We start from the raw sequence: 25,019 nt of genomic DNA, 5'->3' as shown, positions 1-25,019 counted from the left end.
ACATTCCGAACCCGGAAGTTAAGCTTCTCAGCGCCGATGGTACTGCACTCGGGAGGGTGTGGGAGAGTAGGTCACCGCCGCACAAACACGTATGCGAGATGAAGGGGTCCAACCTTAGGGTTGGGCCCCTTTTTCGCGTTCACCACCACCACACAACACGCAACACGCAACACGCAACACGACCTTCGTGCGCGCCTCCCACCACACCACCCCGCCTGCATTTCCATCCCCGCCTGCGCTTCCACCACACGATCCCCCTCGTGCACCTCCACACACGATCCCCGCCAGCCGGGCCTGGCCACCCCGCCCTTGCGGCCACCTTGCCCCGGGCGAGGTTCGCCGCACCGTCCCGGCGAGCGCCCGCCGGCCCCCACCTCACCCTCTCCACCCACATCACCGCCCTCACGCCTCGCCTCGCCGCCCACCCCTCGACGCCCACCCACTCCCCGCCACCTCCCCGACGCTTGTCCGGCGCCGGTGCGGCGAACACCCCCACGGGCACGAACGGCGCAACGCGCACGGCGCTCGGGTCCGTCTCGTCGCTTGTCCAGCGCCGGTCCTGGGAGAGCTCGGGCGGGTGTGTTGGGCCGGGGCGGATCCGTCGTGGCATCCTGCATCCCCGCCGCCCCGGGGGGACGGATCCTTCTTGGGTTATGGGGTTGCTGCTGTGTTGAGGAGGGGCTCTATGCGGAACGGGATCTGCGTGGAGAGGGCGATGGTGGAGTCGGTGCGTTGGACGGCGGGGGAGGCCAGGACTGTGGCGATGATCTCCTGGAGGTGTTCGGTGCTTTTCGCCACCACTCGGCACAGCAGGTCGTGCTGGCCGCTGGTGCCGTGGACCTCCAGGATCTCCGGGATCTCGTGCAGGGCCTCTACGGACTCGGTCAGCCGGCCCTGGGCTATCTGGAGCCACACGAACGCCAGGATCGGGTAGCCGACCCTGGCGGGTTCGACCGTGGGGCCGAAGTCGGTGATCACGCCGCGGGTCGTCAGCTTTTCCACGCGGGCCTGGACGGTGCCCCTGGCCACCCCCAGGAGGCGGGCCAGTTCGGTCAGGCCGATGCGGGGGTGTGCCCGCATGGTCGTCAGCAGGCGGGCGTCCAGTTCATCCATGCGTCTACCCCTGTGCGATACGACCAGGGATCGAGGCCGTCCCTGTATGAGGCGGAGCCTATCTGGCGTTGGGCTGTACGTTTCGGCCAAGGGTGGCATGACCTATGCGCTGTGCGGAATGACTAGCTTCCGCAGATCTTGTCGGGCGATTTGAGGCAGATCGTGCAGTCCAACTGCTCGCTCTTGCCAGCGAATCAGGAAATTGCTGTCATGTGCACATGTTCGAGGAAGCACAGTACTTCGCCCCGGTCGAGACGCAGGGGGATGGCTCGGTCGTGGTCGAGCTTGCGCAGTCGCATCCGGGGTTCGCCGATCCGGTCTACCGGGCGCGGCGTAACGCGATCGCGGGGCTGGCCGTGAACCATCGGCGGGGGATGCCGATTCCGGCCGCCGAGTACACCGAGGAAGAGCACGGCATCTGGGCGCTGGTCGCGGGGGAGCTGGCCGTCAAGCACAAGCGCTACGCCACCGAGGAGTACCTGGAGGGAGCTGCTCGGCTCGGCCTGCCGTACGAGCGGATTCCGCAGTTGGAGGAAGTGAGTGAGCTGCTGGAGCCGCTCACCGGGTTCCGGTATCTGCCGGCGGCGGGGCTGGTGCCGCTGCGGGAGTTCTATGGGGTGCTGGCTGATGGGCTGTTCCACTCCACTCAGTACATTCGGCATCATTCTGTGCCGTTCTACACGCCTGAGCCTGATGTCATCCATGAGGTGATCGGGCATGCCAACGCGCTGGCGAACGATCGGTTCGCGGCGCTCTACCGGCTGGCCGGGGATGCCGCGCGGCGGGTCGAGGGGGACGAGGCGCTGGAGTTCGTGTCCAAGGTCTTCTGGTTCACGATGGAGTTCGGCGTGATGGCGGAGCGGGACGAGCTGCGCGCCTATGGGGCGGGGATTCTGTCGTCCTATGGGGAGATCGAGGAGTTCCGCGGGATGCGGATCCGGCCGCTCGATCTGCGCGACATGGGGCAGACGGAGTACGACATCACCAAGTACCAGGATGTCCTGTTCCGGGCGGAGTCCATGCGGCATCTGGAGGACGTGGTCGGGGAGTTCTGGGCCACCTGCGACGACGACTCGATCGCGAAACTTACCCACGTCTAGCAGTCCCCGTGATTTATCACGATAATGCGTGACAAATCACGGGGGAGAGTGGGATACGTGTGGTGGCGGGTGTTCGCGGCCTCCGCGCTCGTCCTGCCCACCAGCCTGTACGGCCTGCCGCCCGTCAACCACAGATCACCCGCCCGGCAACCCCACACGGCCCGAGCCGCCCCGTTGATCGGCCCTACCCGGCCGACCACCGAAGAGGATCACGGCACGCCATCGGACGGCACCCAAGCGCCGCCGCCGGACGGAACCCGGGCCACACAGGCCACGCCGCCGCCCAAGGAAGGCACGGACGAGCATGAGCCCAAGCCGCCCCCACTCAACCCCAAGGCGATCACCAAGCGGCTGAACCGCTACCTGGCCGGCCGTCCGGGTCCGGTCACCGCCACCGTCAAGGACCTGGCCACCGGCCGCGTCTACCGCTACCACAAGGGCGAGCGCCTCATCACCGCCAGCACCGCCAAGGCGCTCATCCTGATGGCCCTGCTCCGCAAAACCCCGTGGCGCAAGCTGGACAAAGCCACCCGCCACGACGCCGACATCATGATCCGCTACAGCGACAACCACGCGGCCGACCGGCTGTGGACACGCATCGGCGGCGCCGCCGGCTTCACGAAGGCGGCCAGGAAGTTCGGGCTGCGGCACACGAGCGGTGTGCCCGGCGACTGCCTCGACCTGTACTGCTGGGGCATCACCAGGACCTCGGCCGACGACCAGGTCAAGCTCATGAACGCGCTGGTGTCGAAGAGGAGCCCACTCCCGGAGAAGGAGCGCGAGCGAGTGCTCAAGCTGATGGGCGCGGTGATCGACGGCCAGAACTGGGGCGTGAGCGCGGGCGCGTGCGAGGGCCAGCGGACAGCGCTGAAGAACGGCTGGCTCAAGCGGGTCTCCACCAAGCGCTGGGCCGTGGTCAGCGTGGGCCTGATCGGCAGAAGGTACGCGGTGGCGGTCCTGACCGAGGGCAGCCCGCAGGTGGGCGACGGCATCGCCATGGTCGAAGGCGTGGTCACCCGGATCCTGCGCTCATTCAGGAAGTGCTAGGAAGCTAAGGCGTCACCAGGCGATAGCCCACACCTCTGACCGTCTGGATGAGCTGGTCGTCCTCGTCGCCGAGCCGTGCGCGCAGCCGTTTGACGTGGACGGCGATGGTGTTGGTGGACGTGGCGTCGGTGGCGTTCCACACGTGCCGCATGATCTGCTCGCGCGTCACCGTGCGGTCCGCGTTGCGCATCAGGTAGTGCAGCAGCTCGAACTCACGCAGCGGCAGGTGTACGGCCCGGCCGCTCACCCGCACCTGGTAGGCGCGTACGTCGAGCTCCACCTCACCCACCCGCAGCAGCGTGCGCGACTCCGGAGAGGCGGCCTGCACGAACGGGAGCAACTCCAGCACCCGGTACGGCCGGGCCACACAGGCCGCCGCTCCCGCCGCCAGAGCCTGCACCGCCTGCTCGGCATGCCCTTCGCCGACGCCGAGCAGTACGGGAACGGCTCGCGTCAGCCGTACTGCTCGCACGAACTCCACGGCGCTGATGACCGGCAGGGTCGCCGAGACCAGCACCACATCGGGCCTGAGAGCTCCAGCTTGGAGCAACGCCTGCGCGCCGTCGCTGACTCCGGCGACGGTCACGCCCTCGCGTTCGAGCGCGGTGGCCAGCTCCTGGACGATGCTCTCGTCGGGATCGGCCACCAGCAGCACGGGCGCCGTACGAGTGTCCCCGTGCACCTCGGATGCCGTCTGCTGGTGGGCCATCAGCCGAATCGTCCGGTGATGTAGTCCTCGGTGCGCTTGTCAGAGGGATTGGTGAAGATTCGGCTGGTCTCGTCGAACTCCACCAGGCGGCCGTGCCGTACGCTCTGCTCGTCCACTTCGGCGGTGAAGAACGCCGTGCGGTCGGACACGCGTGCGGCCTGCTGCATGTTGTGCGTCACGATCACGATCGTGTAGTCGCGCGACAGCTCCTGCATCAGATCCTCGATCTTGGTGGTGGCGATCGGGTCGAGGGCGGAGCAGGGCTCGTCCATGAGGATGACCTCGGGCCTGACCGCGATCGCGCGGGCGATGCACAGTCGCTGCTGCTGGCCACCGGACAGGGACAGGGCGTTCTGCTTGAGCTTGTCCTTGACCTCGTCCCAGAGGGCCGCCTGGGTGAGCGCCTGCTCGACCAGGTCGTCCATCTTGCCCTTCATGCCGTTGACGCGGGGGCCGTAGGCGATGTTGTCGTAGATCGACTTGGGGAAGGGGTTCGGCTTCTGGAAGACCATGCCGATTCGGCGGCGTACCTCGATGGGGTCGACGTGGTCGCCGTAGAGGTCCTCGCCGTGGTACATGATCGAACCGGCGGCACGGGCGCCTGGGATGAGGTCGTTCATCCGGTTGAAGCAGCGCAGCACCGTGGACTTGCCACAGCCGGACGGACCGATCATGGCGGTGATCTCGCGGTTGCCGATGGTCAGGTCGACTCCGCGGACGGCCTCGTAGTCGCCGTAGAAGACGCTGAGATTCGAGACGGTGAACACCGGGTCCAGAGCCTCGATGTTCCGGGGGGCCTCCGGCCCGCGAACGGTGATGTTCGGCATGATCTCGGTCATTTCTTCCTTACCACCGCTTCTGGTAGCGGTTACGGAGCCAGATGGCCGCTGAGTTCATCAGCAGCAGGATCGCGAGCAGGACCACGATGGCCGCCGCGCCCACGACCTGGACCTCGGGACGAGAGTTGGTGATCAGGTTGTAGATCTGGACCGGCAGGACGGAGAAGCTGCTGCTCAGCCCGTCAGGGTTGAAGCGGACCAGCGTGGCCGCACCGAGCAGCAGGAACGGCGCCGCCTCGCCGATCGCGCGAGACAGCGCCAGGATGGAGCCGGTCGCGATGCCGGGCACCGAAGCCGGCAGCACCTGCCGCCAAATCGTCTGCCACTGCGTGGCGCCGAGGGCCAGCGAGCCCTCGCGGATGGACGGCGGCACCGCCTTGATCGCTTCGCGGGCGGCGATGATCACGATGGGCAGCACCAGGAGCGACAACGTGATCGCACCGGTGATCACGCTCGGGCCGAGGCCGAAGCCGCGGGAGATGACGCCGAGACCGAGGATGCCGTAGACGATCGAGGGGACCGCCGCCAGGTTGGCGATGTTCAGCTCGATCAGCCGGTTGTACCACTTGGTCTTGTCGGCGTACTCCTCCAGGTAGACCGCGGCGAGCACACCCGTGGGCAGTGCCATGATCGCGGTCAGCGCGACCACCCACAGCGTGCCCATGATGCCGGACAGCACACCGGCCGTCGCGGCGTTGACCGACCGCAGCGACGGGAAGTTCTGGATGAGGTTCAGGTCGAGACGCTGCCAGCCCTGCGTCACCACGTAGACGAGCAGGACCACCAGGAAGATCATGGCGATGCCCAGGCTGGCGAGCAGAGCGATCCGGAACAGGTGCTCCTTGACCGGTCTGCCCTGGCTGGCCAGCCGTACGGTCGAGGCAGGCGTGGACAGGATTGCCATCAGTCGTACACCTCGCGGTACTTCTGCACCATCCGGGCGCTGAACCAGTTCATCGCGAAGGTGATGATGAACAGCAGCGAACCCACGGCGAAGATCGTCTTGTAGGGGATCGAGCCGGTCGAGAGGTCGCCGGCGCCGGCCTGGGCGATGAAGGCCGCCATGGTGGCCATCTCGTTCGTCGGGTCGAAGGTGAAGATCGACTTGAAGCCGCCCGCGACCGCCACGATCATCGTCTCGCCCGCGGCGCGGGAGATCGCCAGGATGACCGCGGCCACGATGCCGGAGAACGCCGCGGGCACCACGACGCGGACCGAGGTCAGCATCTTCGAGGCGCCCAGCGCGAAGGAACCCTCGCGCAGGCCGTTCGGCACCGCCGCCATCGAGTCCTCGGCGAGGGAGGCGACGATCGGGATGATCATGATGCCGACGAGCAGGCCGGCCGAGAGCGCGTTCTTCGCCTCAAGGTTCAGGAAGGGGAAGACGTCCTTCAGCAGCGGAGTGAGGAAGGACAGCGCGAAGTAGCCGAAGACGACGGTCGGCACACCGGCCAGGATCTCGAGGACCGGCTTGAAGAACTTGCGGACGCCCGGCTTGGCGTACTCCGAGAGGTAGATCGCCGCGGCGAGGCCCAGCGGCACCGCCACGATGACGGCGATCAGCGTGATCTCCAGCGTGGCCACGACGATCGGCCAGACGCCGAACGTGGCCGGCTTGATCAGCGGGCCCCAGTTGGTCGAGCCGAAGAACTGGGCGAGGCTGACCTCTCCGAAGAACTCGATCGTCGGCTCGACGAGCGAGTAGATGATGCCGACCGTGGTCGCGATGGAGACCAGCGCCGCCGCAAGAAGCAGCGCCTTGACGATCGCCTCTCCGTAACGCGGGCGCGACCGCGCCAGGGACCTTCCGGTCCCCGGTGCGGTCGCCCGGTGCTGTGCAGCCATCAGCCCGCCTTCAGCGCCGTGATGTCACTCTTGAGCTTGGCCTCCTGCTCGGCGTTGAGCGGGATGAACTTCGCCTCCTTGGCCAGCGAGCCGATGTTGGCGCTCAGGTAGTCGAGGAAGCCGGCGACCTCGGGCCGCTTCACGGCCGCGGTCGACGGGTAGACGAACAGCGAGCGAGCCAGCGGGGTGTACTTGCCACCCTGGGCGGCCTCCACGCTGGGGGCGACGCAGCCGCTGCCGGAGTCGATCTCCACGGCGGTCAGCTTGTCCATGTTCTCTTCGTAGTAGGTGAACCCGAAGTAGCCCAGGCCGCCCTTGGCGCCGGCGACGCCGTTGACGATGTCGTTGTCGTTCTCGGAGGGGCTGTAGTCCTTGCGGCTCGCGCCCTCCTCACCGTTGATCTCGTCGGTGAAGTAGTCGAACGTGCCGGAGTCGGCGCCGGGGCCGTAGAGCTTCAGGGCCTCCGCGGGGAACTTGGCGTCGACGTCCTTCCAGGTCTTGACCTTGCCCTCGGCGGCGGGCTCCCACATCTTCTTGAGCTGCGCCGTGGTCAGGCACTTGGCCCAGGTGTTCTCCTTGGGCACCACGACGGTCAGGGCGTCGGTGGCCACCGTCAGTTCGGTGAACTTGATGCCCTTGCCCTCGCAGAGGGTCTTCTCCTCGTCCTTGATCGGGCGGGAGGCGTTGGAGATGTCGGTCTCGCCGGCGCAGAACTTCTCGAAGCCGCCACCGGTGCCCGAGGTACCGACCGGAACCTTGACCTGCGGCTGCTCCTCGCCGAACGCCTCGCTCGCAACCGAGATGAGCGGGGCGACGGTGCTGGAACCGTCGATCTTGATCTCGCCGCTCAGGCCCGCGGGGGGCTCGGAGGCGCCGGCCGAAGAGGGGGCGGAGGCCTCGGGGCTGGTGGCCGCTGTGTTACCGCCGCCGCCACAGGCCGCCGCGAGGGAAACGACGAAGGCGGCCGTCGCCACCGCGCTGAGGCGGCGCTGTCCACTGGTCACGGTTTGTGTCCTTCTCGTATGGAGATCCTTGCTTGCTACGTGACCGATAAAACTTGGGGAAAGTGAACGGAAATGAAACGAGTCGTGACCGGCGACGGAAGTCGTGCCTCGCCTCGTGTGAATAGCTCCTCAAGCGGCATGCTTGACCCCATGACCTACCGCGTATGCCTGGTGTGCATGGGAAACATCTGCCGCTCGCCCATGGCCGAGGTGGTCCTGCGGGCCACGCTGGCCGAGCACGGACTGGACGAGGTGGTGGTGGACAGCGCGGGAACCGGTGACTGGCACGTCGGCGGGCCCATGGACCAGCGGGCCGCGCAGACGCTGGCCGAGCGCGGCTACGACGGCTCCGCCCATCGGGCCAGGCAGTTCACCGGGGATTGGTTCGGCCGTTATGACCTGGTCCTGGCCATGGACACGGCCAACCTTCGGGCGCTCAGGCGGCTCGCGCCCGCCGGGCGGGAGGTCAGGTTGTTCCGCTCGTTCGACCCGTCCGCGCCGGCGGAGGCGGAGGTGCCCGACCCCTATTACGGCGGCCAGGATGGCTTCGACGAGGTGTTGCGGCAGGTCAAGGCGGCTTCGGAAGGGCTTGCCAAGCACTTGGCCGACGAGCTCCGGTGAGGGTGGTCGAGCGGCTCGGCTCCTCGCACGGATGGCGGTTGGAGCGGGGTTTCCTGGCCGACGGGCGCGAGGTCTTCGCCAAGTCCGGAGTTGTTTCCCCTTTGTTCACTTCCGAGGCGGCCGGACTGCGGTGGCTGGGCGAGGTGATCGACGTGCCCGAGGTGATCGAGGCGGGCGCGGACCGGCTCGTGCTGTCCTGGGTACCGACCGAGCCGCCCACACCGGACGCGGCCGAGCGTTTCGGGCGGGGGCTCGCGCGGATGCACCGCGCCGGGGCCGACGCTTTCGGCGCGCCGTGGCCGGGGTTCATCGCCGAGCTCCCGATGGACAACTCGCCCGCGCCCGACTGGCCCGCCTTCTACGCCGCGCGCCGCGTTCTTCCCTTTGTACGGCGGGCCGCCGCGTTGACCGCCGGGGACAGAGACCGGCTGGAGCGGTCCGTGGCGATGTTTCCGGAGATTTCGGGGCCGGTGGAGCCGCCGGCGCGGATCCACGGCGACCTGTGGGGCGGGAACCTGCTGTGGTCCGGCGGGACCGGGGTGCTCATCGACCCGGCGGCACATGGCGGACACCGGGAGAGCGATCTGGCCATGCTGGCTCTGTTCGGCGTGCCGTACCTGGACCGGATTCTTGGGGCCTATCAGGAGGAGCACCCGCTCGCGGACGGATGGCGGGAACGGGTGCCCCTGCACCAGTTGCATCCGCTGCTGGTGCATGTCGTGCTTTTTGGCGAGAGCTACCGGGGACAGCTGATGCGCGCTGTGGATCGGCTTCTGGGCTGATCAGGCGTTGAGGTGGTTCAGGACCGTGTCGTGGAGCGCGCCGTTCGTGCACACGAGGCTGCCGCCTTCGAGGCTGGGCGCGCCGGCGACGTCGCTCCACCGCCCGCCGGCCTCCTCGACGATCACCGTGAGCGCCGCCATGTCCCACGGAGACAGCTCCGGCTCGGCCGACAGGTCGACGGCGCCCTCGGCGACCATCATGTGTGACCAGAAGTCGCCATACGCCCTGGTACGCCAGCAGGCGCGGTTCAGGTCGAGGAAGTTGTTGAGCTTGCCCTGCTTCTCCCAGCCGCCGAAGCTGGAGTAGGAGAACGAGGCGTCGCCCAGATCGGTCACCGCCGAGACCCGCATGCGGCTGGCCTTGGTGAGGCTCTTGCCGGTCCACGCGCCGCCGTCCTTGGCCGCCCACCAGCGCCGGCCGAGCGCGGGCGCCGAGACGAGCCCGACGACGACCTCGCCGTGGTCCATGAGCGCGATGAGCGTGGCCCAGACGGGCACGCCGCGTACGTAGTTCTTGGTCCCGTCGATCGGATCGATGATCCACGATCGGGCGCCCCAGCCGGTCCGCCCGAATTCCTCGCCCACCACGGCGTCGCGCGGACGGGCCCGCCGCAGCGTGCCGCGGATCGCCTCCTCCACCGCACGGTCGGCGTCGCTGACCGGCGTGAGGTCCGGCTTGGTGTCGACCTTGAGATCGACCGCCTTGAACCGCCGCAGGGTCATGTCATCGGCGGCGTCCGCCATGACGTGCGCGAGGCGTAGATCGTCGTTGTAACCCGTCACGATGAGCCACGCTACCGTGCCGGGCACACGCCGCATCAGAGGCCGATTCCCCCTTTCTTGCTGACATTCCCCACCATTTGCCGCAACTCTGGACGTGGCTTCATGTGTTACTGGTGAGTAGCATTGCGGCATGTCTTTTGATGTGGGCGCTTTCATGCTCCAGACCGTGCCGTTCGCGAACACCCTCGGGGTCGTCTTCGACAAGGTGAGCGACGGGTACGCCCTGTGCCGTCTGCCGGACCGTGCCGACCTGCACAACCATGTGGCGGGACCGCATGCCGGGGCCCTGTTCACGCTGGCCGAGTCGGCGTCCGGGGCGGCCATGCTGTCGGCGCTGGGCGACCAGTTGTCGCGCGCGGTGCCGCTGGCGACCGGGGCGACCATTCGGTACCGGAAGCTGGCGATGGGCGAGGTGACCGCCGAGGCGCATCTCCAGGTCGAGCGGTCCGAGGTGGTGGGGCGGTTGGACGCGGGGGAGCGGCCGGAGTTCGAGGTGGCGGTGGAGCTCAAGAACGCCGAGGGCGTCCTGGTCAGCGAGATGACCGTCTCCTGGACCCTCCGCCCCAACCGCTGACCCCGCTACCACCACCCCATGAGCCCCACGCGCTGGGCCCAGCGGCACCCACCCCGTGGCCTCCGCCCGACCAGGGGCTCTCGCCTCAGCCAGGACGCTCGTCACCCGGTCCCAGGCGCCGGCCAGGCGAGCTGACACCCCGGGGCGCAACCCATGTGGTGGGCTCCTCGTGCGGCCGCCGGTGCTCGTCGCGGGGTCGGGTCGTGGCTGGCTCGATGGGCGCTTCGGCCCTTCCGGGTGATCAGGGGAGGGTGAGGACGGCCTTGCCCCGGACTTCGCGGGACAGCAGGGCCTCGGCCGCGACGGTGGCCTGGTCCCACGGGCCGCGCCAGCCGATCTCGACCTCCAGCTCGCCCTGCTCCAGGAGCGCGAGGAGATGGGCGAGGTCCGGGCCGAAGGGCGCGCTGACGTTGAAGTTCTCGATCCGGCCGCGTGCCGAGGCCGAGCCCGCCCGTTCGAAGTCGATCAGCGTCGGCTGTTTCGCCGCCCGGCCGATGGCCTGGACGACGCCGTCGTCCTCCAGCCGGTAGAACGCCTCGGCCAACTGCTGGCCGCCTACGGTGTCCAGCACGCCGTACACGCGCTCGGTCAGGTCTGCGGGGCCGCTGACGATCTCGGCGGCGCCCAGCGCGCGCAGGCCCTCCGCACGGGCCGGGCCGCTCGCCGACGCGATCACCCGCGCACCCTCACGAGCGGCCAGTTGTACGGCGAAGCGCCCCACCCCGCCCGACGCCCCGGTGACCAGGACCCGCCGCCCGGCGATCGGGCCAAGCCGACGCACGGCCTGCACGGCTGTCACCCCAGCCACCGGCAACGCCGCAGCGACCCCCAGATCCACAGAATCGGGAACCACCGCGAGCTCAGCGGTGTCCACGGCCCGCAACTCCGCCCAGGCCCCCGACCAGTCAAAGCTCACGACCCGGGTGCCGACGGCCGGCCCCGATCCGTCGGCGGCCGCCCGCACGACCACACCCGCGGCGTCCCACCCGGGCACCCGCCGCGACCGAGGATCGTGGTAGGCCACCTCACCGAAGTTGAGCGACACCGCCGACACCCGGATGAGCACCTGAGACGCGGTGGGCACAGGCTCGGCGACGGTGGCGATGGACAGTTCCGGCTGGAAGATCAGCGCTTTCATCATGCCGAGAACCCTGCCACCCACCCCTCACGACCCACGCACACCCCACGCACGACCCGCCGACCTCCACGACCCGCCCGAGCGCTGGCGCGCACGGTGGGCCGACAGACACCCCACCCACGCCCTTGGCGGCTCTGGTCCGGCCTCTGTCCCGCGAGAGCGGAGTTACTCGGCGGAGGGTTCGGGGTCGCGGGTGGCGAGGAGGCGGCGGAGGCTGTCGAGGCGGGCCGGGTCGGCGTGGCCGTCGGCGACCCAGGCGTCGAGTGCGCAGTCGGGGCCGCGGTGGGTGCAGCCCTTGGGGCAGTTGACGGTGACCTCGATGAGGTCGGGGAAGGCGGCCAGCACGGTTTCCACCGAGATGTGGGCCAGGCCGAAGCTGCGTACCCCGGGCGTGTCGATGATCCAGCCGCCCTCGGGCAGCTCCAGCGCCACGGCGGAGGTGGAGGTGTGGCGGCCGCGGCCGGTCACGGCGTTCACGTGGGAGACGGCCCGGTTCGCGTCCGGGACCAGGACGTTGACCAGGGTGGACTTGCCCACGCCTGAATGGCCCACCAGCACGCTGACGCGACCGGTGAGGTGGTCGCGCAGTTCCTCCAGTGAGCCGCCCTTGTGGACGACCACGTGGGGGACGCCGAGCGGTTCGTACAGGGAGAGCAGCTCGTCCGGCGGCGCCAGGTCCGACTTGGTCAGGCACAGCAGGGGCTCGATGTCGGCGTCGAAGGCCGCCACCAGGATGCGGTCGATCATGCGCGGCCGGGGTGGCGGCTCGGCCAGGGCGGTCACGATGACCAGCTGGTCGGCGTTGGCCACGACCGGGCGCTCGATGCCGTCGGTGTCATCGGTGTCGTCGGCGGAACGGCGCAGCATCGAGGTGCGGGGTTCGACGCGGACGATGCGGGCAAGGGTGTCGGGTTCGCCGGAGACATCACCGACGATCGCCACCCGGTCACCCACGACGATGCCCTTACGCCCGAGTTCGCGCGCCTTCATCGCGACCACCAGACGGCGAACGGGCTTGGCCTTCCTACGCCCCCGGCCCCCGGACGCGGCGGGCGCCGCCTCCACCAGCGTCGTGTAGCGGCCCCGGTCGACGGCGACCACGAAGCCCTCGACGGCGTCCTCGTGGGCAGGACGAATCCGGGTCCTCGGCCGCGAACCCTTACCCGGCCTGACCCTGACGTCGTCCTCGTCGTATTCCCGCCGCTTCAGCGGTCTACTCCCCCCAGCATCTCCCCCCACATGCGGGTGAACTCCGGCAGGGTCTTACCCGTTGTCGCGATGTTCTCCACGTCGACGCCGGGCACCGCCAGCCCGATGACCGCTCCGGCGGTGGCCATGCGGTGGTCGGCGTAGCTGTGGAAGACACCGGCGTGGAGCGCGCGCGGCCGTACGATCAGGCCGTCGTCCGTCTCCTCCGCGTCGCCGCCCAGGCGGTTGATCTCGGTGACGAGCGCCTCGATGCGATCGGTCTCGTGGCCCCGGATGTGCGCGATGCCGCGCAGCCTGCTCGGCGTGGTGGCCAGGGCGGCCAGCGCGGCGATCGTGGGCGTCAGCTCGGACACGTCACGCAGGTCGGCGTCAATACCGATGATCTGCCCGGCACCGGCGCTGGTGAGGGTGAGAGCGGCCACGCCCTCGCCGGTCGGCGTCAGTTCGATGGTGGCGCCCATCCGGGTGAGCAGGTCGCGCAGGACGTCGCCCGGCTGGGTGGTGCGCAGCGGCCAGTCGGGGATGGTGACCGAGCCGCCCGCGACCATGGCGGCGGCCAGGAACGGCGCCGCGTTGGACAGGTCGGGCTCGACGGTCGTCTCCCGTGCCGCGATCGGGCCCGGGGCGACTCGCCACACGTCGGGTTCTGTGTCGTCGACGCCCACGCCCGCCGCCCTGAGCATCTGGACCGTCATGAGGATGTGGGGCTGCGAGGGGACCGGCGGGCCCGCGTGCCTGATCGTGACGCCCTTTTCGAAGCGGGCCGCCGCCAGCAGCAGTCCTGAGACGAACTGGGATGAGCCCGACGCGTCTATCGTCACCTCGCCGCCGCTCAGCGGGCCTCGGATGGTGAACGGCAGCGCGTCGTTGTCGATCGATGCCCCGAGGGCGCGCAGCGCGTCGAGGATCGGACCCATCGGGCGCCTGCGGGCGTGGGCGTCGCCGTCGAAGCGCACCTCGCCGTCGGCCAGCGCCGCCATCGGAGGTACGAACCGCATCACCGTTCCGGCCAGGCCGACGTCGATGCTCGCGCCGCCGGTGACGGGGCCGGGGGTGACGCGCCAGTCGATGCCCGCCGCGGTTTCGGCCACGGTCTCGAAGCCCGCTCCGAGCGCGCGCAGGGCCGCCACCATGAGGTCGGCGTCGCGGCTGCGCAGCGCCTGGCGGACCAGGCCTGGACCGTCGGCGAGCGCGGCCAGCAGGAGCGCGCGGTTGGTCACCGACTTGGAGCCGGGCAGGGCGACGGTGGCCACGACGGGAGCGGTCGCGACCGGGGCTGGCCAGTGCTGAGCGGGCATGGTCAAAGACTACTGGCAGCCGGTACGGCAGGCCGCAGCCTGTGGATGGAGGCGCGAACGCCGCCCTCGAACATGGCAGGGTGGTGCTATGTGCGGTAGATACGCCTCGGCGCGGAAGAAGCACGAGCTGCTGGAGGAGTTCCAGGTCGAGCTCGACGCCGAGCCCGACAAGGAGCTGAGCCCCGACTACAACGTGGCCCCCACCAAGCAGGTCTACGCGGTTCTGAGCCGCGTGCCCGAGGAGGCCGAGCGCGCGGTCAGGCAGTTGCGGGTGGTCAAGTGGGGTCTGGTGCCCGTATGGGCGAAGGACCCCTCGGTGGGCTCCCGGATGATCAACGCGCGGGCCGAGACGCTGGCCGAGAAGCCGGCCTACAAGCAGGCCTTCGCCAAGCGCCGCTGCCTGATCCCGGCCGACGGGTACTTCGAGTGGATGCCGGTCGAGGGCGACAAAAAGAAGAAGCAGCCCTACTTCATCCATCCCGAGGACGGCGGGGTGCTGGCGATGGCCGGGCTGTACGAGTTCTGGAAGGACAAGACGCGCGCGGACGACGACCCGCTGAAGTGGCTGGTCACCTGCACGGTCATCACGACGGACGCCGAGGACGACCTCGGCCACATCCACGACCGGATGCCGATGATGATCGAGCGGGAGCGGTGGGCGGAGTGGCTGGATCCGAAGCTCACCGACACCTCGGCGGCCCAGGGGCTGTTGATCCCGGCGCAGTCAGGCCGGCTGGTTGCGTACCCGGTGTCCACAGATGTGAACAATGTCCGGAACAACGGGCCGGACCTCATCAAACCCCTGCCTGACCCAGGAGAAAGCGGACTTTTCTAGAAGGTGTAAGAACCTCGCCAAGTGGGCATCCGGTGGAAAAGCGATGCGACCGTTCACTCGGTGTCACCGCGACATTCACCCCCTATTTGCGCAGGGCGGGACCACCGGGGAGTCTCGCCAGGCTCCCCTCACCTGCCCGGAGGTGCGGATTCGTGGACCACACGACCGCTCGTGAACGCCTGGACAGCATGCTCGCCGAACTCGACCGCTCCATCAGGGTCCTGACCGGCGAGCCCGTCGCCGTGCGTGAGCGTTCGGCGGCCGACGCCGGGTCCGACCTCACCGAGGCCGACCGCGCCCAGGCCATGCTCGACGTGGCCGTCGCGCAGCGCCGCGCCGTCGTGAACGCGCTCAGGCGCATCGACGACGGCGTCTACGGCGAATGCGTCGACTGCGGCAAACCGGTCCCGGAAGGACGCCTGGAGGCCCGCCCAGAGGCCGCCCGCTGCGTGCAGTGCCAGTCGAAGCAGGAGCGGCGCCGCTAGGACTTGCGGGCGCTGGCCACCAGGTGGATGCCGACGGTGTCGTCGTCGTCGGGGTGCGCCTCCAGTTCGGTGCGCACCAGCCAGGCCAGCGACCGGGAGTCGGAGCCGAGCACGTGGTCGACGGTCGAGGGGGACAGGACGGTGCGCGGCCGTACCCACTCGACCTCCAGGCCCGCGCCCATCAGCAGCTCGCGCAGCTGACCGCTGCTGAAGCAGCGGGTGATGCCGCCGTCGGGCCAGGGGACGAGCATGACCTCGCCCGTCTGGCGCAGGTGCTGCCACTGGCCCTGCTCGGCCAGGATCGCCATGCCCAGCACCAGCGAGTCGACGCACAGCAGCGCGCGCCCGCCGGGGCGCAGCACACGGGCCACGTCGGACATCGCCGACTCGGCCATGAGCTCCACCGACATGGCGCGCTCCTCCGCGAGCACCGCGTCCACGCTCTCGTCGGGCAGGAAGGACAGATCGTCCGAGCGCACCTGGCGGACTCTGACGTCGCGCAACCTGGCCTGATCGGCGGTTCTGCGGAAGTCGACGACCTCGATCACCTTGTGGCCGGCGCGCGCGGCCTGGCCGGACCAGCGTCCGCGCCCGCCGGACAGGTCGAGGATCACCGAGGGCTGGCCGGGAAGCCACCTGCTCAGCTGTTCGGCGACGACCGCGCGATAGAACGTCCAGTACGGCCCGAGGGTCCCCGAGCCGTTCAGTTCCTCGGCCGGAATGGGCAGCACACGCGACTCCTGGGTTGCGGGACAATGGCTACCAACCGGTACGTATTCATCTTCCCCGCACCGGGTTGTTCGTCACCTTCTATCTTGCGGGAACAGACGCGGGCGCGGGTGGGTTGAGTCGAGCATGCTCGCAGTTGCAGGTCGTCCACAGCCACCGTCACCCGGCCCCAGTGACCGGCGACTTGGTGCCAAGCAGGTATTCTCCCCTGAGTACGGTGTACCGCAGCAGCCGGCCACCGGTGATCTTAGGGGGGTGGGTCCGGTGCCCGCGACAGGCGCGGAGACTCTGGAGCAGCGCAGTGAGCGGTTCGAGCGCGACGTCATGCCGTATCTCGAGCAGCTCTACTCCGCCGCGCTCCGGATGACCCGGAACCCGGCGGATGCGGAGGACCTGCTTCAGGAGACCTTCGCCAAGGCGTTCGCCTCGTTCCATCAGTTCCAGGAGGGCACGAACCTCAAGGCGTGGCTCTACCGGATCCTGACCAACACCTTCATCAACAGCTACCGCAAGAAGCAGCGGGAGCCGAAGCAGTCGGGCACCGAGGAGATCGAGGACTGGCAGCTCGCGCGCGCCGAGTCCCACACCTCGTCCGGCCTGAAGTCCGCCGAGGTGGAGGCGCTTGAGCACCTGCCCGACGGCGACATCAAGCAGGCGCTCGCGGCGCTGCCCGAGGAGTTCAGGATCGCGGTCTACCTCGCCGACGTCGAGGGGTTCCCCTACAAGGAGATCGCCGACATCATGGGCACCCCGATCGGCACCGTGATGTCCCGGCTGCACCGCGGCCGCAGACAGTTGCGGAGCCTGCTCGAGGACTATGCTCGCGACCGTGGCCTTGTCCCTGCGGAGGGGTCGAAATGAGCTGTGGCAACCCGCATGACACCGACTGTCGTGAAGTGCTGGACAAGGTCTACGCCTACATCGACGGAGAGCTCGGAGAGGGCGACTGCGTCGACATCCGGGTGCACCTCGACGAGTGCGACCCGTGCCTCAAGGAGTACGACCTCGACAAGGTCGTGAAGCAGCTCGTGGCCAAGCACTGCGGTTGCGATCCGGTGCCGGCCGATCTCAGGTCCAAGGTGCTCGGCCGTATCGAGCAGGTCCGGGCGGAGCTGTCCGACTAAGATCTTCCCCATGCGCGTGGTGGTCACCGGAGGAGCCGGTTTCATCGGGTCGAATCTCGTCGACCGCCTGCTGGGCGACGGCCACGACGTGGTCGCCGTGGACGACTTCTCCTCCGGCAGCCGTGCCAACCTGGCCGGCGCCCTGGCGTATGAGCGCTTCCGCCTGTGCGAGCTGGACATCCGCGACCCCGCGATGATCGCGCTGGGCGCGGAGTGGAAGCCCGAGGTGATCTGTCACCTGGCCGCGCAGATCAGCGTCCGCAGGAGCGTGGCCGACCCGGTGCACGACGCGCGGGTCAACGTCGAAGGCACCGCGTCGGTGCTGGCCGCCGCGCGCGAGGGTGGCAGCCGCAAGGTGGTGTTCGCCTCCTCCGTCGCGGTGTACGGCCGGCCGCCCGCGATCCCGGTTCCCGCCGACGCCCCGGCCGACCCCCGCTCGCCGTACGCGGCCTCGAAGCTCAGCGCCGAGACGTATCTGTCGACCTTCCACGCTCTGTACGGCCTGGAGTACACCACGCTCGTCCTCTCCAACGTCTACGGCCCGCGCCAGTCCCCCGACGGCGAGGCCGGCGTGGTCGCCATCTTCACCGACGCCCTGCTCAACGGCGTGCCCACGGTCCTGTACGGCGACGGCACGCAGACCCGCGACTACGTCTTCGTGGACGACGTGGTCGACGGCTTCGTGCGCGCGTGCGGCGCCGACGGCAACGCGTGCCGCTTCAATTTGGGCACCGGCATCCAGACCACCGACCGCCGCCTGCACTCCCTCATCGCCGACGCGGTGGGCGCCCATGACAAGCCGGGCTTCGCGCAGCCCAGGCCGGGCGACCTGCCGGCCATGGCCGTGGACCCGGTGCCCGCCTACGACGGGCTGTCCTGGCAGCCCGCGAGTGACCTCGCCAGTGGCCTGCGCGCCACAGTCGAGTGGAGGCGGAGTTGCCGCAGGTAGTGGCTTGATTACGCTTTGCTTGCGATTCTCGACTCCGCCCGTTTCAGCACGTCAACTTCTGTAGCGTGAATCACAGAATTCGACGTGGAGGAAGTGGATGTTGAAGGTTTCGACCGCCCGGCTGATCACGGCGCTCGTGCTGATCACACCGGTCGTTCTCCTCTTGGCGACCGGCGGGGGCGGTGGCGCCCTCCCGCCCGGAGTCTCCTGGACCTGAGCTCCAAAGGGGAGCCGCAATGCGTGATCTCTCGTGGCCTGCGAAGGTCTATCTGTTCGCCGTGATCGGCGCGGCGACCGCGCTGTTCGCCCACAGCCTGATCACCAAGGGGCAGCTGGTCGCCTCGGAGAGCCTCGGCATCCTGCTCGTGCTCGCGCTGCTGTTCCTGGTGTGCGAGTCGATGCCGACGCTGCTCAACGTGGAGCAGTTCGCCGTGTCGGTGAGCTTCTCCGCCGCGCTGGCCGCGGTGGTGCTCATCGGAATGGAGGGCGCCGCGCTGGTCGGCCTCACGGCGGTCCTGAGCGTACGGCCCGGCCTGCCGTTGATCAAGCGGCTGTTCAACGGCGCCCAGTTCGCCCTGTGCGGTTATGCCGCCGGCTGGGTCTACCAGCAGTTAGGCGGAGTCTCCGGGGTCCCGCAGGTCAACGCGTTCGACGACCTGATCGGCCCCTACGCGGCGGCCACGGCCGTCTTCGTGCCGCTCAACATCGTGCTGACGCTCACCATGATCTCGCTGGCCACGCAGGTGAGCGCGGGCGAGGTGCCGATGCGGGGCATGGTGCAGTTCCTTCTGACCTATCTCGGCTACGGCACGTTCGGCCTGCTGGTGGCGGGACTGTGGGCGACGATCCAGTCGATCTCGGCGGTGCTGGTGCTGCTGCCGCTGTTCGTGGCCAGGTGGGCCTTCGGCCAGTACCACGCGCAGCAGCGCTCTTACGACGCCACGATGGCCGCGCTGTGCCAGGCCGTCGAGACGAAGGACTACTACACCCGCGGCCACTGCACCCGCGTCTCGCTCGCCTCCACCATGATCGCGCAGGAGATCGGCATGGGCATGGACCGGCTGCGGGCCATCCGCTACGCCGGCATGCTCCACGACGTCGGCAAGCTGGGCGTGCCCACGAAGGTGCTGCAGAAGGAGGGCCCGCTGACCGAGGAGGAGTTCGCCGCGATCCAGCTGCACCCGATGCGGGGCCTGGAGATCGTACGCGGCATCGACTTCCTCGACGAGGCCTTCGCCGGGATCATGCACCACCACGAACGCCATGACGGCAAGGGATACCCGATGGGGCTGGCCGGGCCGGAGATCCCGGAGTTCGCCCGGGTCATCGCGGTGGCCGACGCGTTCGACTCGATGACCTCCGACCGCTCCTACCGGGGCGCGCGCCCGGTCGAGGTGGCGGTGGGCGAGTTGGAGCGGGGCGCGGGCACCCAGTTCGATCCGGTCATGGTGGCGGCGTTCATCAAGGCGCTGGAACGCAACCCGTGGCAGCCGCAGCGCCGTGTGGAGCCGCCGCCCGAGGACGCCGCCACGATCAAGGACCACGACGACCCGACCATGCCGATCCAAGTAGTGACGGGCCAATGAAACGCGCCTTTCAGGGCCTGGACTCCGGGCAGTTGTTGCTGATCTGCGCCGCCGGGCTGGTGGCCGTGGCGGGGGTGGCCCACACCGCGGCGGTCGGGCTCGACCGTCCGGAGGTGGCCATCGGCTTCGGCGCGCTGATCGCGGTCGGCGAGCTGGCCCGGCTGACCATGCCGGGCAACAGGGAGGTGGCCCCGATCGGCGCCGCCGCCGCGCTCGGCTACACGCTCCTGCTCGACCTGGCCACCAACCCGCTGCGTCACTCGGCGCTGCAGGTGGTGGCGGTGATCGCGGTCGGCATGATGGCCGGCGCGCTGCCGCATCTGGCGGTGGGCCGGCCGCCGCGCCTGGACGCGATGGCCAGGCGGCTGCTGACCGGCGCGTTGCTGGCCTTCGCCTTCCGCCCGCTGGCCGGCACCCTGCACGAGCTGACGCTGGGCGATCGCGGCACCTGGTGGCCCGCGCTGACGGTGATGGTCACGCTGATCGCGCTCACCCTCGGCATCGACGTGCTGATCGCCGCGATGCTCCGCGCCGAGCAGGTACGCACCGCGTTCAAGGTGGCGGTCAGCGACGAGGTCCGCACCGCCTTCCCGCTGGGCGCGGCGGTCGCCGCCTCCGGCGTGCTGCTCGCGCTGGCCTCCCACAGCATGGACCTGGTGGCGCTGGTCGTCTTCGCCGCGCCCCTGCTGGTCACGCAGGTCGCCTTCCGCAAGTACGCCGGCATCCGCGCCACCTACCTGCAGACGGTACGCGCGCTGTCGCGGGTGACCGAGGTGGGCGGCTACGTCGAGCCCGGCCACTCCCGCAGGGTGAGCCGCCTGTCAGTGGCGATCGGCCGCGAACTGGGCATGTCCGAGCCGGAGCTCCTGGAGCTGGAGTACGCGGCGCTGATGCACGACATCGGCCAGCTGTCGCTGCGCGACCCGATCCCGGGCGGCGCGACCGTGCTGACCGATCCCGAGCAGGCCAGGCGGATCGCCGAGCTGGGCGCGGAGGTCATCAGGCAGACCGGCGTGCTGGACCGTGTGGCCGACGTGGTGCGCCGCCAGTGCGACCCGATCGACGAGGATCCGCCGCTGTCGAGCCGCATCATCAAGGTGGCCAACGCCTACGACGACCTCGTCGGCGGCTCCACCGACCGCGACCGCGCCGGCGCCGCACTCGAACGGCTGCGCCTGGCGGGCGGCTCCGAGTACGACGCCGCCTGCATCGGCGGGCTGGCCCGCGTGGTCGACCGGGCGCCTGCCCACCGGATTTAGGGGGGTCGGGACGGAGATCAGGAGGGTTTCCGGCCTCGTACAAAGCGGCGGGCCGTTCGGGGCGGCATAGCGGTCCTCTTGCCCCTCTCCTTTGTGTGGTTCCTACAGAACACCCTCCCGGGATCGATGGTTTTGCGGGGAAGGGGTGGCTGAGGGCGCGGTCGTAGGGTTGGCGCGTGCTTACAGCGACCCTGGGGACCCTGGGACCCGTTCTGATCGCCAACAGAGGTGAGATCGCGCGGCGGATCAACCGCACGGTCCGGCGGCTGGGCCTGCGCGCCGTCGCGGTCTACTCCGAGGCCGACGCCGATCTGCCGTTCGTCACCGAGGCCGACGAGGCGGTGCCGCTCGGCCCGGCCAATCCCGCGCAGTCCTATCTCGACGTGGACAAGGTGCTCGCGGCGGCCCGGCTGACGGGGGCGCGTGCCGTACATCCGGGATATGGCTTTCTCGCGGAGAACGCGGCGTTCGCCCGCGCGGTGACCGAGGCCGGGCTGGTGTGGATCGGACCCGCGCCCGAGGCGATCGAGCAGATGGGCGACAAGATCAACGCGCGCAACCTGATGGAGGCCGCCGGTGTGCCGGTGGCGGCGGGCACCCGCGAGCCGGCCACCGATCTTGAGCGGGCCGTGACCGCGGCCGCCGAGATCGGCTATCCGGTCATGGTGAAGACGGCCGGCGGCGGTGGCGGCATCGGGATGAGCGTCGCGCACGACGAGAAGGGGCTGGCCAAGGCGTTCGAGCAGGCGTCCAGGGCGGCGGCGCGCTTCGCCGGCGCGGCCACGGCCGGTGGCGAGGGCGACGTGCCGGCCGGTCCGGCGATCCTGCTGGAGCGCTACATCGAGCGGGCCCGCCACGTCGAGGTGCAGATCCTCGGCCTGCCCGACGGCCGCGTCGTGGCGCTGGGCGAGCGCGACTGCTCGGTGCAGCGCCGCCACCAGAAGGTCGTCGAGGAGTCCCCGTCGCCCGGCGTCACGCCCGAGCTACGCGAGCGCATGCTGGCCGCCGCGGTGCGGGCCGGCGAGGCGGTGGGATATCTGGGCGCGGGCACCGTGGAGTGCCTGGTCGACGCCGACAAGCAGGACTTCGTCTTCCTGGAGATGAACACCAGGCTCCAGGTGGAGCACCCGGTCACCGAGCTCGTCACCGGCCTCGACCTGGTGGAGCTCCAGCTGCGGGTGGCCGCGGGCGAGAACCCCGAGGTAGGCCCGGAGCCGCGCGGCCACGCGATCGAGTTCCGCGTCTATGCCGAGGATCCCAAGCGTTTTTTCCCCGGACCTGGAAAGATCACGGTCTGGCGGGAGCCGGCCGGCGCCCGGGTCGACTCCGGCTACGTGGAAGGCAACACGGTCACCCCGTTCTACGATCCCCTCATGGCCAAGCTGTGCGTGTACGGCGACAGCCGCGCGCAGGCCATCGAGCGGGCCAAGGACGCGGTCGCCGGGTTCGCCGTCGAGGGCCCCAAGAACAACCTGCCGTTCTGCGCGGAGCTGCTGGACAACGCGGAGTTCGTCAGCGGGGACTATGACACGGGTCTGGTCGGGCGTATGCGTGCATAACGCACGTGACATGGTTGGATCGTCAGGAAGAGGGGAGCACCCGTGGCCGAGGTACACGCGGAGATGGTGGCGAACGTCTGGAAGGTCGTCGTCAAGGAGGGCGACACCGTCGAGGACGGCGACACGCTGGTCATTCTCGAGTCGATGAAGATGGAGATCCCCGTCCTCGCCGAGGACCCCGGCGTGGTGGTGGCGCTCAAGGTCGCCGAGGGTGACGTGATCCAGGAAGGCGACCTGATCGCCGTCATCGAGTAGCGCGCTCCATGAACCGTTCGCGGTCGACGACGACCCGCTCGATGGTGCCCTGACCGACCAGCTTGGTGCGGTCGCGGGCGACGAAGCTGAAGACGAGTCGCCGGCCGTCGACTTCGGTGAGCTCGGTGGTGATCTCGACGTGGGTGCCGACCGGGCTGGCCGCCAGGTGTTCGAGCTGGACGCGGGTCCCGACTGACGTCTCGCCCGCGCCCAGATGCGGGCGTACGGCCTGCACCGTGGCCATCTCGGCCAGCGCGAGCAGCCGCGGCGTGGCCAGCACCGGCACGTCGCCGCTGCCGATCTTGGTGGCGGTGTCCTCACGCTCGACCATGATGAGCAGCTGAGACCGGAGGCCGGGAGCGAGCGTCATGGCCTCAGCCTACTGGTGGTGCGGATGGCACCGGTGGGGTCCGGATCTCCGGGAAACGCGGACAAGGTCCATCAGAAGGCCGCAGGATAGGGTTTGTACGGCTTGTGGCATATGAGTGGCGTGTGGGACGCCAGGGTCATACACTCTCGAAGTTCCGTGACCTCTGTGTTACCCCGCTGCGACACAAGTTCGCTTTGTTGGTGTCTGGGGTTGGAGAGGCAGGGGGTACCGGGGGAGACATGGTCGCGCAAGGGACGACGCTGGCGGGGAGGTATCGCCTCGACACCCGCATCGGCGCCGGTGGCATGGGCGAGGTCTGGCGTGGCGAGGACATCGTCCTCGCGCGAACCGTCGCTGTCAAAGTGCTGCTCCCAGGTCGGATGGACGACCCCGGCTTCGTGGCCCGCTTCCAGGGCGAGGCACGAGCCATGGCCACGATCAACCACCCGGGCGTCGTGGACGTCTACGACTACGGAGTCAGCGGCGACACCGTCTACCTGGTGATGAAGTTCGTCGACGGCGAACCGCTCGACCGCCTGTTGATTCGCCTCGGCCGCATCGCGCCCGAACCGGCGATGGAGCTCATCGCGCAGGCGGCCTCCGCGCTGCAGGCCGTACACGACCAGGGCATCGTGCACCGGGACGTGAAGCCGGGCAACCTGATGGTCCAGCGCGACGGCACGCTCGTGCTCACCGACTTCGGCATCGCCCGCTCCGACCTGGCCAACCGGCTCACCGACGCCGGCATGGTGCTCGGCACCGCCGCCTACTGCGCGCCCGAGCAGGCCGAAGGCGCCCCCGTGACCCCCGCGGTCGACATCTACGCGCTCGGCGTGGTCGCCTACGAATGCCTCGTCGGCCAGCGCCCCTTCGACGGCGACAGCGCGGTCACGATCGCGCTCAAGCACATCAGGGAAGCTCCGCCACCCCTGCCCGCCGAGATCCCGCCGGCCGTGCGCGCGCTGGTGGAGAAGGCGCTGTCCAAGGACCCGGCCAGGCGTTTCGCCAGCGCCGCCGAGATGAGCCGCGCCTCCCGCCAGGTCGCCGCCGGCGAGGTGCCCGACGTGGTCACCGGCGCGACGATGGCGCCGCCGGTCGAGGCGTACCAGACGGGAGCGGTCCAGGGGCCGCCCGCCCCGCCCTCCGACGACAACACCACCGTCGCCCAGCCGCGCCGCGGCAACCGGCGCGCCGCCAAGGCCCGTCGCAGGGGCGGCCTGGTCGCCGCGATCGCGGTCGCCCTGGTACTCGGCGTGGGCGCGGGCGCGATCGCGATCACCGGGATGACCACGGACGGCGACCCGGAGACGCCCGCCACCCGGGTCGGCTCCGAGGTGACCACCACCAAGCCCTCGGCGCCCAAGAACACCAGGACCAAGCACCGGCCCGTCACGACTCCTCCCGAGGAGCCGACGCGCCAGCCGACCAGGGCTGAGCCCACCGAGGACCCGGAGCCGACCAGGACGCCAGACCCGACGAAGACGCCCACGACCACGCCGTCGGCCACGAAGGGCACCAAGACGCCGTCGCCCACTCCGGCGATCAAGAAGCCGGTGCCGGGAGTGGTCAACATGAAGTACCCGGACGCCCGTAGGATCATCACCTCCGCCGGGTTCACCGTCCGCGTGGACGACCAGGAACGCGGCCAGTTCCCCGAGCGCTGCCTGACCGTGGTCGAGCAGAGTCCGGGCGCCGGCGCCAAGCTGGAGCTGAAGAAGGTCGTCCAGCTGACGCTGGTCAACACCGAGCTCTGCTCCCCGACGCCGACGCCTTCCCCGACGCCGACGCCGAGCCTCAAGCAGTAGC

The 25,019-nt window shown here is 69.5% G+C and carries 27 protein-coding genes and 1 rRNA gene; 16 read left to right on the top strand and 12 right to left on the bottom strand.

Annotated elements, in window-relative coordinates; genetic code table 11:
* Nucleotides 1–83 (top strand): 5S ribosomal RNA (gene rrf, locus ACIBHY_RS50850); the annotation flags it as partial.
* A 568-nt stretch (nucleotides 84–651) separates the two neighbouring features.
* On the opposite strand, the gene ACIBHY_RS50845 is transcribed toward rrf, so the two are convergent.
* Nucleotides 652–1,113 carry an Lrp/AsnC family transcriptional regulator gene (locus ACIBHY_RS50845; RefSeq protein ID WP_397258166.1) on the bottom strand — a complete coding sequence of 154 codons (462 nt, stop codon included), beginning with the start codon at nucleotides 1,111–1,113 and terminating at the stop codon, nucleotides 652–654.
* 218 nt (nucleotides 1,114–1,331) lie between these two features.
* On the opposite strand from ACIBHY_RS50845, the gene ACIBHY_RS50840 reads away from it, so the two are divergent.
* Together ACIBHY_RS50840 and ACIBHY_RS50835 are read left to right on the top strand one after the other, a co-directional pair.
* The gene (locus ACIBHY_RS50840) at nucleotides 1,332–2,213 is read left to right on the top strand and encodes a phenylalanine 4-monooxygenase (RefSeq protein ID WP_397258164.1); all 882 of its coding nucleotides are present in this window, start codon (nucleotides 1,332–1,334) and stop codon (nucleotides 2,211–2,213) included.
* Nucleotides 2,214–2,261: 48 nt separating this feature from the next.
* A complete protein-coding gene (locus tag ACIBHY_RS50835) occupies nucleotides 2,262–3,260 on the top strand; it encodes a serine hydrolase (RefSeq protein WP_397310578.1) in 999 nt (332 codons plus the stop codon).
* 4 nt (nucleotides 3,261–3,264) lie between these two features.
* Here the strand turns inward: ACIBHY_RS50835 and ACIBHY_RS50830 are convergent, their stop codons facing one another.
* The 5 genes from ACIBHY_RS50830 to ACIBHY_RS50810 are packed head-to-tail and all read right to left on the bottom strand — an operon-like array spanning nucleotide 3,265 to nucleotide 7,657.
* Nucleotides 3,265–3,969 carry a response regulator transcription factor gene (locus tag ACIBHY_RS50830; protein WP_397258160.1) on the bottom strand — a complete coding sequence of 235 codons (705 nt, stop codon included), beginning with the start codon at nucleotides 3,967–3,969 and terminating at the stop codon, nucleotides 3,265–3,267.
* Nucleotides 3,969–4,796 (bottom strand): phosphate ABC transporter ATP-binding protein PstB, encoded by an 828-nt coding sequence (gene pstB, locus ACIBHY_RS50825; protein ID WP_221341587.1) that lies wholly within the window; start codon nucleotides 4,794–4,796, stop codon nucleotides 3,969–3,971. The genes ACIBHY_RS50830 and pstB overlap by 1 nt, the downstream gene beginning before the upstream one ends.
* A gap of 19 nt (nucleotides 4,797–4,815) precedes the next feature.
* Nucleotides 4,816–5,712: a phosphate ABC transporter permease PstA gene (gene pstA / locus ACIBHY_RS50820; RefSeq protein WP_397258159.1), complete on the bottom strand. Its 897-nt coding sequence runs from the start codon at nucleotides 5,710–5,712 to the stop codon at nucleotides 4,816–4,818.
* Entirely contained in the window at nucleotides 5,712–6,653 is a 942-nt protein-coding gene (gene pstC, locus ACIBHY_RS50815) for a phosphate ABC transporter permease subunit PstC (RefSeq protein WP_397258157.1), read from the bottom strand. The genes pstA and pstC overlap by 1 nt, the downstream gene beginning before the upstream one ends.
* On the bottom strand, nucleotides 6,653–7,657 hold the full coding sequence (locus ACIBHY_RS50810) for a PstS family phosphate ABC transporter substrate-binding protein (protein WP_397258155.1): 1,005 nt from the start codon (nucleotides 7,655–7,657) through the stop codon (nucleotides 6,653–6,655). Before ACIBHY_RS50810 ends, pstC begins: the two co-directional genes overlap by 1 nt.
* A gap of 150 nt (nucleotides 7,658–7,807) precedes the next feature.
* Between ACIBHY_RS50810 and ACIBHY_RS50805 the strand changes: the two genes are divergently transcribed.
* On the top strand, nucleotides 7,808–8,278 hold the full coding sequence (locus ACIBHY_RS50805; protein WP_397258153.1) for a low molecular weight protein-tyrosine-phosphatase: 471 nt from the start codon (nucleotides 7,808–7,810) through the stop codon (nucleotides 8,276–8,278).
* Nucleotides 8,275–9,060 carry a fructosamine kinase family protein gene (locus ACIBHY_RS50800; RefSeq protein ID WP_397310577.1) on the top strand — a complete coding sequence of 262 codons (786 nt, stop codon included), beginning with the start codon at nucleotides 8,275–8,277 and terminating at the stop codon, nucleotides 9,058–9,060. The genes ACIBHY_RS50805 and ACIBHY_RS50800 overlap by 4 nt, the downstream gene beginning before the upstream one ends.
* Here ACIBHY_RS50800 and hisN read toward each other — a convergent pair whose 3' ends face one another.
* Nucleotides 9,061–9,879: a histidinol-phosphatase gene (gene hisN, locus ACIBHY_RS50795; RefSeq protein ID WP_221341570.1), complete on the bottom strand. Its 819-nt coding sequence runs from the start codon at nucleotides 9,877–9,879 to the stop codon at nucleotides 9,061–9,063.
* A 94-nt stretch (nucleotides 9,880–9,973) separates the two neighbouring features.
* Between hisN and ACIBHY_RS50790 the strand changes: the two genes are divergently transcribed.
* Nucleotides 9,974–10,417, top strand: coding sequence for a DUF4442 domain-containing protein (locus tag ACIBHY_RS50790; protein ID WP_397258147.1), 444 nt, complete (start codon nucleotides 9,974–9,976; stop codon nucleotides 10,415–10,417).
* Between the two features lie 241 nt (nucleotides 10,418–10,658).
* On the opposite strand, the gene ACIBHY_RS50785 is transcribed toward ACIBHY_RS50790, so the two are convergent.
* The 3 genes from ACIBHY_RS50785 to aroA form a co-directional block, all read right to left on the bottom strand.
* A complete protein-coding gene (locus ACIBHY_RS50785; RefSeq protein WP_397258146.1) occupies nucleotides 10,659–11,558 on the bottom strand; it encodes a zinc-binding dehydrogenase in 900 nt (299 codons plus the stop codon).
* Between the two features lie 162 nt (nucleotides 11,559–11,720).
* A complete protein-coding gene (gene rsgA / locus ACIBHY_RS50780; RefSeq protein WP_397258173.1) occupies nucleotides 11,721–12,764 on the bottom strand; it encodes a ribosome small subunit-dependent GTPase A in 1,044 nt (347 codons plus the stop codon).
* Nucleotides 12,761–14,062, bottom strand: coding sequence for a 3-phosphoshikimate 1-carboxyvinyltransferase (aroA, locus tag ACIBHY_RS50775; protein WP_397310576.1), 1,302 nt, complete (start codon nucleotides 14,060–14,062; stop codon nucleotides 12,761–12,763). Before aroA ends, rsgA begins: the two co-directional genes overlap by 4 nt.
* Before the next feature lie 88 nt (nucleotides 14,063–14,150).
* Here aroA and ACIBHY_RS50770 point away from each other — a divergent pair, with 88 nt between their 5' ends.
* Together ACIBHY_RS50770 and ACIBHY_RS50765 are read left to right on the top strand one after the other, a co-directional pair.
* On the top strand, nucleotides 14,151–14,897 hold the full coding sequence (locus ACIBHY_RS50770; protein WP_397258142.1) for an SOS response-associated peptidase: 747 nt from the start codon (nucleotides 14,151–14,153) through the stop codon (nucleotides 14,895–14,897).
* A gap of 152 nt (nucleotides 14,898–15,049) precedes the next feature.
* A complete protein-coding gene (locus ACIBHY_RS50765; RefSeq protein WP_184972441.1) occupies nucleotides 15,050–15,382 on the top strand; it encodes a TraR/DksA C4-type zinc finger protein in 333 nt (110 codons plus the stop codon).
* On the opposite strand, the gene ACIBHY_RS50760 is transcribed toward ACIBHY_RS50765, so the two are convergent.
* Nucleotides 15,379–16,113, bottom strand: coding sequence for a class I SAM-dependent methyltransferase (locus ACIBHY_RS50760; protein ID WP_379638938.1), 735 nt, complete (start codon nucleotides 16,111–16,113; stop codon nucleotides 15,379–15,381). The two genes, ACIBHY_RS50765 and ACIBHY_RS50760, sit on opposite strands and share 4 nt — an antisense overlap.
* Before the next feature lie 253 nt (nucleotides 16,114–16,366).
* Here ACIBHY_RS50760 and ACIBHY_RS50755 point away from each other — a divergent pair, with 253 nt between their 5' ends.
* From ACIBHY_RS50755 to ACIBHY_RS50725, 7 genes are all read left to right on the top strand, one after another.
* On the top strand, nucleotides 16,367–16,972 hold the full coding sequence (locus ACIBHY_RS50755) for a sigma-70 family RNA polymerase sigma factor (protein ID WP_397108455.1): 606 nt from the start codon (nucleotides 16,367–16,369) through the stop codon (nucleotides 16,970–16,972).
* Nucleotides 16,969–17,235, top strand: coding sequence for a mycothiol system anti-sigma-R factor (gene rsrA, locus ACIBHY_RS50750; RefSeq protein WP_184972447.1), 267 nt, complete (start codon nucleotides 16,969–16,971; stop codon nucleotides 17,233–17,235). The genes ACIBHY_RS50755 and rsrA overlap by 4 nt, the downstream gene beginning before the upstream one ends.
* 10 nt (nucleotides 17,236–17,245) lie before the next feature.
* Entirely contained in the window at nucleotides 17,246–18,184 is a 939-nt protein-coding gene (locus ACIBHY_RS50745) for an NAD-dependent epimerase/dehydratase family protein (protein ID WP_397310575.1), read from the top strand.
* Nucleotides 18,185–18,420: 236 nt separating this feature from the next.
* Nucleotides 18,421–19,770, top strand: coding sequence for an HD-GYP domain-containing protein (locus ACIBHY_RS50740; RefSeq protein WP_397258139.1), 1,350 nt, complete (start codon nucleotides 18,421–18,423; stop codon nucleotides 19,768–19,770).
* On the top strand, nucleotides 19,767–21,029 hold the full coding sequence (locus ACIBHY_RS50735) for an HD-GYP domain-containing protein (RefSeq protein WP_184972453.1): 1,263 nt from the start codon (nucleotides 19,767–19,769) through the stop codon (nucleotides 21,027–21,029). The genes ACIBHY_RS50740 and ACIBHY_RS50735 overlap by 4 nt, the downstream gene beginning before the upstream one ends.
* Before the next feature lie 176 nt (nucleotides 21,030–21,205).
* Nucleotides 21,206–22,588 (top strand): acetyl/propionyl/methylcrotonyl-CoA carboxylase subunit alpha, encoded by a 1,383-nt coding sequence (locus tag ACIBHY_RS50730; RefSeq protein WP_397258137.1) that lies wholly within the window; start codon nucleotides 21,206–21,208, stop codon nucleotides 22,586–22,588.
* Nucleotides 22,589–22,630: 42 nt separating this feature from the next.
* Nucleotides 22,631–22,843, top strand: coding sequence for a biotin/lipoyl-binding carrier protein (locus ACIBHY_RS50725; RefSeq protein ID WP_397258135.1), 213 nt, complete (start codon nucleotides 22,631–22,633; stop codon nucleotides 22,841–22,843).
* On the opposite strand, the gene ACIBHY_RS50720 is transcribed toward ACIBHY_RS50725, so the two are convergent.
* Nucleotides 22,833–23,213: a thioesterase family protein gene (locus ACIBHY_RS50720; RefSeq protein WP_397310574.1), complete on the bottom strand. Its 381-nt coding sequence runs from the start codon at nucleotides 23,211–23,213 to the stop codon at nucleotides 22,833–22,835. The two genes, ACIBHY_RS50725 and ACIBHY_RS50720, sit on opposite strands and share 11 nt — an antisense overlap.
* 239 nt (nucleotides 23,214–23,452) lie before the next feature.
* On the opposite strand from ACIBHY_RS50720, the gene ACIBHY_RS50715 reads away from it, so the two are divergent.
* Nucleotides 23,453–25,018, top strand: a complete 1,566-nt coding sequence (locus ACIBHY_RS50715; protein WP_397258131.1) for a protein kinase — start codon at nucleotides 23,453–23,455, stop codon at nucleotides 25,016–25,018.
* The last annotated feature ends 1 nt before the right edge of the window (nucleotide 25,019 follow it).

Source organism: Nonomuraea sp. NPDC050547 (genome assembly GCF_044457345.1).
Lineage (GTDB): Bacteria > Actinomycetota > Actinomycetes > Streptosporangiales > Streptosporangiaceae > Nonomuraea.
This window is presented reverse-complemented; position numbering and strand designations above follow the sequence as displayed.